Source organism: Kluyvera sp. Awk 3 (genome assembly GCF_028069715.1).
Taxonomy (GTDB): Bacteria; Pseudomonadota; Gammaproteobacteria; order Enterobacterales; family Enterobacteriaceae; genus Kluyvera; species Kluyvera georgiana_A.
The window spans coordinates 65,510-71,766 of record NZ_JANEWH010000009.1 but is presented as its reverse complement, the minus strand read 5'-3'; the positions used below and the strand labels follow the sequence as shown (position 1 = coordinate 71,766).

At 56.3% G+C, this 6,257-nt stretch carries 6 protein-coding genes; 5 read left to right on the top strand and 1 reads right to left on the bottom strand.

The window, feature by feature from the left end:
- Nucleotides 1-291 precede the first annotated feature (291 nt).
- From leuL to leuD, 5 genes are all read left to right on the top strand, one after another.
- Nucleotides 292-378, top strand: coding sequence for a leu operon leader peptide (leuL, locus tag NNN71_RS25220; protein ID WP_100249930.1), 87 nt, complete (start codon nt 292-294; stop codon nt 376-378).
- An 89-nt stretch (nt 379-467) separates the two neighbouring features.
- On the top strand, nt 468-2,039 hold the full coding sequence (gene leuA / locus NNN71_RS03940) for a 2-isopropylmalate synthase (protein WP_065356506.1): 1,572 nt from the start codon (nt 468-470) through the stop codon (nt 2,037-2,039).
- Complete coding sequence (gene leuB, locus NNN71_RS03935) at nt 2,039-3,130, top strand: 3-isopropylmalate dehydrogenase (RefSeq protein WP_163448264.1); 1,092 nt, start codon at nt 2,039-2,041, stop codon at nt 3,128-3,130. The genes leuA and leuB overlap by 1 nt, the downstream gene beginning before the upstream one ends.
- Nucleotides 3,131-3,132: 2 nt before the next feature.
- Complete coding sequence (gene leuC / locus NNN71_RS03930) at nt 3,133-4,533, top strand: 3-isopropylmalate dehydratase large subunit (RefSeq protein ID WP_163448263.1); 1,401 nt, start codon at nt 3,133-3,135, stop codon at nt 4,531-4,533.
- Nucleotides 4,534-4,543: 10 nt separating this feature from the next.
- Entirely contained in the window at nt 4,544-5,149 is a 606-nt protein-coding gene (gene leuD / locus NNN71_RS03925) for a 3-isopropylmalate dehydratase small subunit (protein ID WP_249022320.1), read from the top strand.
- A 45-nt stretch (nt 5,150-5,194) separates the two neighbouring features.
- On the opposite strand, the gene idnR is transcribed toward leuD, so the two are convergent.
- Nucleotides 5,195-6,187 (bottom strand): DNA-binding transcriptional regulator IdnR, encoded by a 993-nt coding sequence (gene idnR / locus NNN71_RS03920; protein ID WP_223803310.1) that lies wholly within the window; start codon nt 6,185-6,187, stop codon nt 5,195-5,197.
- Nucleotides 6,188-6,257: the final 70 nt, after the last annotated feature.

The window sequence follows — 6,257 nt, the reverse complement described above, 5'->3', positions numbered from 1 at the left end:
CGTATACACAAATTTAAATTCAATATTATCATAATGATAGACCCCGCACAGAGAAGTGACAAAGCCATGAACGGTTGCGAATATTGGTATGCAAATGCGACAAAATATTAAAATCATGAATAATCATAACGAATCATTCACTATAAAGTGAGACATCCATCAGCACAATTAGCTAATTCCACTCGCTGAAATTCTTCCCCGGCGCCCCCTCTTTTCACGATTCAGGGTTGACATCAGAAAGCATATCCAGTACCACTAAAAGCATATCGAATTCATCTGGAGAATGATGACATGTTCCGCACCACTCGTTTCAACGGCCTACTACTACTAAACGCCTCTTCTGTGCGCGGTAGGCTGGTGTGCGACGTTCAGCGTTAGTCATCATCAGTAAAACTATAAACCCGCGCCGCTGCGCGGGTTTTTTTATGCTCGTAGCAAGGCGCCCAAGTTAACCAAGGACCTAAACCATGAGCCAGCAAGTCATTATTTTTGATACGACCTTACGTGATGGTGAACAGGCATTACAGGCAAGCCTGAGCGTGAAAGAGAAGCTGCAAATTGCTTTTGCCCTCGAGCGTATGGGCGTTGACGTGATGGAAGTCGGGTTTCCGGTCTCTTCTCCGGGCGATTTCGAATCCGTCCAGACCATCGCCCGCAACATTAAAAATAGCCGCGTCTGCGCGCTGGCCCGCTGCGTAGAGGCGGATATTGATGTTGCCGCCGAGTCATTAAAAGTCGCTGAAGCATTCCGTATTCATACTTTTATCGCCACCTCACCGATGCACATCGCCACCAAGCTGCGCAGCACCCTGGACGAAGTTATCGAGCGCGCGGTCTACATGGTGAAACGGGCGCGTAACTACACCGACGACGTTGAGTTTTCCTGTGAAGATGCTGGCCGTACTCCAATTGACCAACTGGCGCGCGTCGTCGAAGCGGCGATTAATGCCGGTGCCACTACGATCAACATTCCAGACACCGTCGGTTACACCCTGCCATTTGAATTCTCCAACATTATTACCGGTCTGTACGAACGCGTGCCAAACATCGATAAAGCGATTATCTCCGTTCACACCCACGACGACCTGGGCATGGCGGTAGGTAACTCTCTGGCCGCGGTCCATGCCGGTGCTCGTCAGGTTGAAGGCGCAATGAACGGCATCGGCGAGCGCGCGGGCAACTGTTCGCTGGAAGAAGTCATCATGGCGATCAAAGTGCGCAAAGACATCATGAATGTGCACACCCGCATCAACCACAACGAAATCTGGCGCACCAGCCAGACCGTCAGCCAGATCTGCAATATGCCGATTCCGGCCAACAAAGCCATCGTCGGCACCGGCGCCTTCGCCCACTCCTCCGGTATCCACCAGGACGGCGTGCTGAAGAACCGCGAAAACTACGAAATCATGACCCCGGAATCCATCGGTCTGAACCAGGTACAGCTGAACCTGACCTCCCGCTCTGGCCGCGCTGCCGTGAAGCACCGCATGGAAGAGATGGGTTACAAAGATACCGATTACAACATGGACCATCTGTACGACGCGTTCCTGAAGCTGGCGGACAAAAAAGGCCAGGTCTTCGATTACGACCTGGAAGCGCTGGCGTTCATCAACAAGCAACAGGAAGAGCCAGAACATTTCCGCCTGGACTACTTCAGCGTGCAGTCCGGCTCCAGCGATATCGCCACTGCATCGGTGAAGCTGGCCTGTGGTGAAGAGACTAAAGCCGAAGCGGCGAACGGTAACGGTCCGGTTGACGCCATTTACCAGGCGATTAACCGTATCACCGGCTACGACGTCGAGCTGGTCAAATACGATCTGAACGCCAAAGGCCAGGGTAAAGACGCGCTGGGCCAGGTGGATATCGTGGTGAACTACAACGGTCGCCGCTTCCACGGCGTGGGTCTGGCGACGGATATCGTCGAATCCTCCGCCAAGGCGATGGTGCACGTACTGAACAATATCTGGCGTGCCGCCGAAGTTGAAAAAGAATTGCAACGCAAGATCAAGAATAAAGAAAACAACAAGGAAACCGTGTGATGTCGAAGAATTATCATATTGCTGTGTTACCAGGTGACGGAATTGGCCCGGAAGTGATGGCACAGGCATTGAAAGTCCTGGAAGCCGTACGTCAACGTTTTGACATGCGCATTACCACCAGCCACTACGACGTCGGCGGCATCGCCATTGACCGCCATGGCGAACCACTGCCGCAGGCAACGGTGGACGGCTGCGATCAGGCCGACGCCATTCTGTTTGGTTCCGTAGGTGGTCCGAAATGGGAAAACCTGCCGCCGAACCAGCAGCCGGAGCGTGGTGCGCTGCTGCCGCTGCGTAAGCACTTCAAACTGTTCAGCAACCTGCGCCCGGCAAAGCTGTATCAGGGGCTGGAAGAGTTCTGCCCGCTGCGTGCCGACATCGCCGCTAACGGCTTCGACATCCTGTGCGTGCGCGAACTGACCGGCGGCATTTACTTCGGCCAGCCGAAGGGTCGCGAAGGCAGTGGTCAGCACGAGAAGGCATTTGATACCGAGGTGTATCACCGCTTTGAGATCGAACGTATCGCTCGCATCGCCTTTGAATCCGCGCGCAAACGTCGTCACAAAGTGACCTCGATTGATAAATCTAACGTGCTGCAGTCTTCCATTCTGTGGCGTGAAATCGTCAGCGAAATCGGTAAAGAGTATGCGGACGTTGAGCTGGCGCACATGTACATCGACAACGCCACCATGCAGTTGATTAAAGACCCGTCGCAGTTTGACGTCGTGCTGTGCTCTAACCTGTTCGGCGACATCCTCTCCGACGAGTGCGCGATGATCACCGGCTCCATGGGCATGCTGCCGTCCGCCAGCCTGAACGAAGAAGGCTTTGGCCTGTATGAACCTGCGGGCGGCTCCGCGCCGGATATCGCCGGCAAGAACATCGCCAACCCGGTGGCGCAGATCCTGTCGCTGGCGCTGCTGCTGCGCTACAGCCTGGACGCCAACGACGCGGCCACCGCCATTGAAAGCGCCATCAATCGCGCGCTGGAGGAAGGCGTACGTACCAGTGATTTAGCCCGCGGCGGCGCGGCGGTCAGCACCGATGAAATGGGCGATATCATTGCCCGCTATGTTGCCGAAGGGGTGTAACCATGGCGAAGACCTTATACGAGAAGTTGTTTGATGCCCACGTGGTCTATGAAGCGCCGAACGAAACGCCGCTGCTGTATATCGACCGCCATCTGGTGCACGAAGTGACCTCGCCGCAGGCGTTTGACGGCCTGCGCGCGCACAACCGCCCGGTGCGTCAGCCGGGCAAAACTTTCGCCACTATGGATCACAACGTCTCCACGCAGACCAAAGACATCAACGCCTCCGGCGAGATGGCGCGTATCCAGATGCAGGAGCTGATTAAGAACTGCAACGAGTTCGGCGTCGAGCTGTATGACCTGAACCATCCGTACCAGGGCATCGTGCACGTAATGGGGCCGGAACAGGGCGTTACCCTGCCGGGGATGACCATTGTCTGCGGCGACTCCCACACTGCCACCCACGGCGCGTTTGGCGCGCTGGCGTTCGGGATCGGGACTTCAGAGGTTGAGCACGTGCTGGCAACGCAGACCCTGAAACAGGGCCGCGCCAAAACCATGAAGATTGAAGTAAAAGGCAAAGCCGCGCCGGGCATCACCGCCAAAGACATCGTGCTGGCGATTATTGGTAAAACCGGCAGCGCTGGCGGCACCGGCCACGTGGTGGAATTCTGCGGTGAAGCGATTCGCGACCTGACCATGGAAGGCCGCATGACCCTGTGCAACATGGCGATTGAGCTGGGCGCGAAAGCGGGCCTGGTCGCGCCGGACCAGACCACCTTCAACTATGTCGAAGGCCGTCTGCACGCGCCGAAAGGCAAAGATTTTGACGATGCCGTCGCCTACTGGAAAACCCTGCAAACGGATGAAGGCGCCACTTTCGACAGCGTTGTCACCCTGCAAGCGGAAGAGATTGCGCCGCAGGTCACCTGGGGGACTAACCCGGGCCAGGTTATCTCCGTGAATGACAACATTCCGGATCCGGCCTCATTCAACGATCCGGTCGAGCGCGCCAGCGCCGAGAAAGCATTGGCTTACATGGGCCTGAAGCCGGGGATCCCGCTGACCGACGTGGCGATCGATAAAGTCTTTATCGGATCCTGCACCAACTCACGCATTGAAGATCTGCGCGCGGCGGCGGAAATCGCCAAAGGCCGTAAGGTGGCGCCGGGCGTGCAGGCGCTGGTGGTGCCGGGTTCCGGCCCGGTGAAAGCGCAGGCGGAAGCGGAAGGTCTGGATAAGATCTTTATCGAAGCCGGTTTTGAATGGCGTCTGCCGGGCTGCTCAATGTGCCTGGCGATGAACAATGACCGCCTGAATCCCGGCGAGCGCTGCGCCTCCACCAGCAACCGTAACTTTGAAGGCCGTCAGGGCCGCGGCGGTCGTACGCACCTGGTAAGCCCGGCGATGGCGGCGGCAGCCGCGGTAACCGGCCATTTCGCCGACATTCGTAGCATGAAATAAGGAAACCATCATGGCAGAGAAATTTACCCAACATACGGGACTGGTGGTGCCGCTGGATGCCGCGAACGTCGATACCGATGCCATCATCCCGAAGCAGTTTTTGCAGAAAGTGACCCGCACCGGCTTTGGCGCGCACCTGTTTAACGACTGGCGCTTCCTCGACGATAAAGGCGAGCAGCCGAACCCCGAGTTCGTGCTGAACTTCCCGGAGTTCAAAGGAGCGTCGATTCTGCTGGCGCGTGAAAACTTCGGCTGCGGCTCATCCCGTGAGCACGCGCCGTGGGCGCTGACCGACTACGGTTTTAAAGTGGTTATCGCCCCGAGCTTCGCTGACATTTTCTACGGCAACAGCTTCAACAACCAGCTGCTGCCGGTAACGTTAAGTGACGCGCAGGTCGATGAGCTGTTTAAGCTGGTACAGGCGAATCCGGGCATTAAATTTGAAGTGGATCTGGAAGCGCAGGTGGTAAAAGCGGGCGATAAGTCCTACAGCTTTAAAATCGACGACTTCCGCCGCCACTGCATGCTCAACGGTCTGGACAGCATTGGCCTGACCTTGCAGCATGAAGACGCCATCTCGGCCTACGAGAACAAGCAGCCGGCGTTTATGCAGTAATCTCTCCCGCTGGTCACCGCACGGTGGCCAGCCTCTTCTTTCCGCCTACAGCGTATCGCCGTAATAGATCTGGTAACCGAGGTTGACGCTGCCCGGCGCATCTTTCCCGTTCAAGCGCTTAATCAAAATATCCGCCGCCGTTTTACCAATCTCAAAGCGCGGCGTAATCACGCTGGCAATTTTTTGCAGCCGCGCGCGGCCAATTTCCAGCCCGTGGAAGCCAGCAATCGCCATTTTTCCCGGCACGTCGAACTGCTGCGCCTGACACTCCAGTAGCACGCCGACGGCAAGGTCATCGTTGGTACAGAAAATCGCGTCAATATCCGCTTTTTCCGCCATCGCCTGCTGGAACATCTTGCGGCCCAGCGCCACCGACGAAATCGTTTTTGGCGCCAGGTGATAAGCTTCCAGCCCCTGTGCCGCCAGCGCCTTCTCGGTACCACGGTAACGGCTAAGGTCGCGGGGGTCATCCATCGAACCAAAGAACGCAATGTTGCGTTTACCGCTGTCAATAAAGGCCTGCGTCATTTCGTACGCCGCTTTTTCGTTATCAAAGCCAACCTGAATATCGAGATACTGTCCGCTTATATCCATCAACTCCGCGACCGGAACGCCGCTGGCGCGCACGTACTGCACCATCCGTTCGGTATGCAGTTTTCCCGTGAGGATCAGGCCGTCAATATTGTAGGAGAGCAGGTTCAGCACCTCACGTTCCTCGCGCTCGGCGTCATATTCGTAGTTGGCGATCAGCGTCTGGTACTGGCAGGCCGAGGTGACGGATTCAATCCCCGCCAGCACATCGGCAAAGATCTGGTTGCGAAACGAGGGGATCAGTACGCCAATGGTTTTACTGCGGGCGTTGAGCAGAATTTCCGGGGCGCGGTTGGGAATGTAGTTGTTCTCTTCCATGACTTTCGAAATCAATTCGCGGCTGCGTTGCGACACCTGATTCGGGTCGCGCAGATAACGGCTGACCGTCATCTTATTCAGCCCGGCCAGCGCGGCAATATCCTGTAATGTCATCCGATTGTTTTTCATGAGGTTCTCTACGACCAACAGCCCATTATGCTCGCAGAGAACCTTATCACAGCCGGTTAGTGACTGCACT

Coding starts and splice junctions, on each gene's coding strand:
- idnR (WP_223803310.1), bottom strand. CDS start 6,187: ATGAAAAACAATCGGATGACATTACAGGATATTGCCGCGCTGGCCGGG.
- leuA (WP_065356506.1), top strand. CDS start 468: ATGAGCCAGCAAGTCATTATTTTTGATACGACCTTACGTGATGGTGAA.
- leuC (WP_163448263.1), top strand. CDS start 3,133: ATGGCGAAGACCTTATACGAGAAGTTGTTTGATGCCCACGTGGTCTAT.
- leuL (WP_100249930.1), top strand. CDS start 292: ATGTTCCGCACCACTCGTTTCAACGGCCTACTACTACTAAACGCCTCT.
- leuB (WP_163448264.1), top strand. CDS start 2,039: ATGTCGAAGAATTATCATATTGCTGTGTTACCAGGTGACGGAATTGGC.
- leuD (WP_249022320.1), top strand. CDS start 4,544: ATGGCAGAGAAATTTACCCAACATACGGGACTGGTGGTGCCGCTGGAT.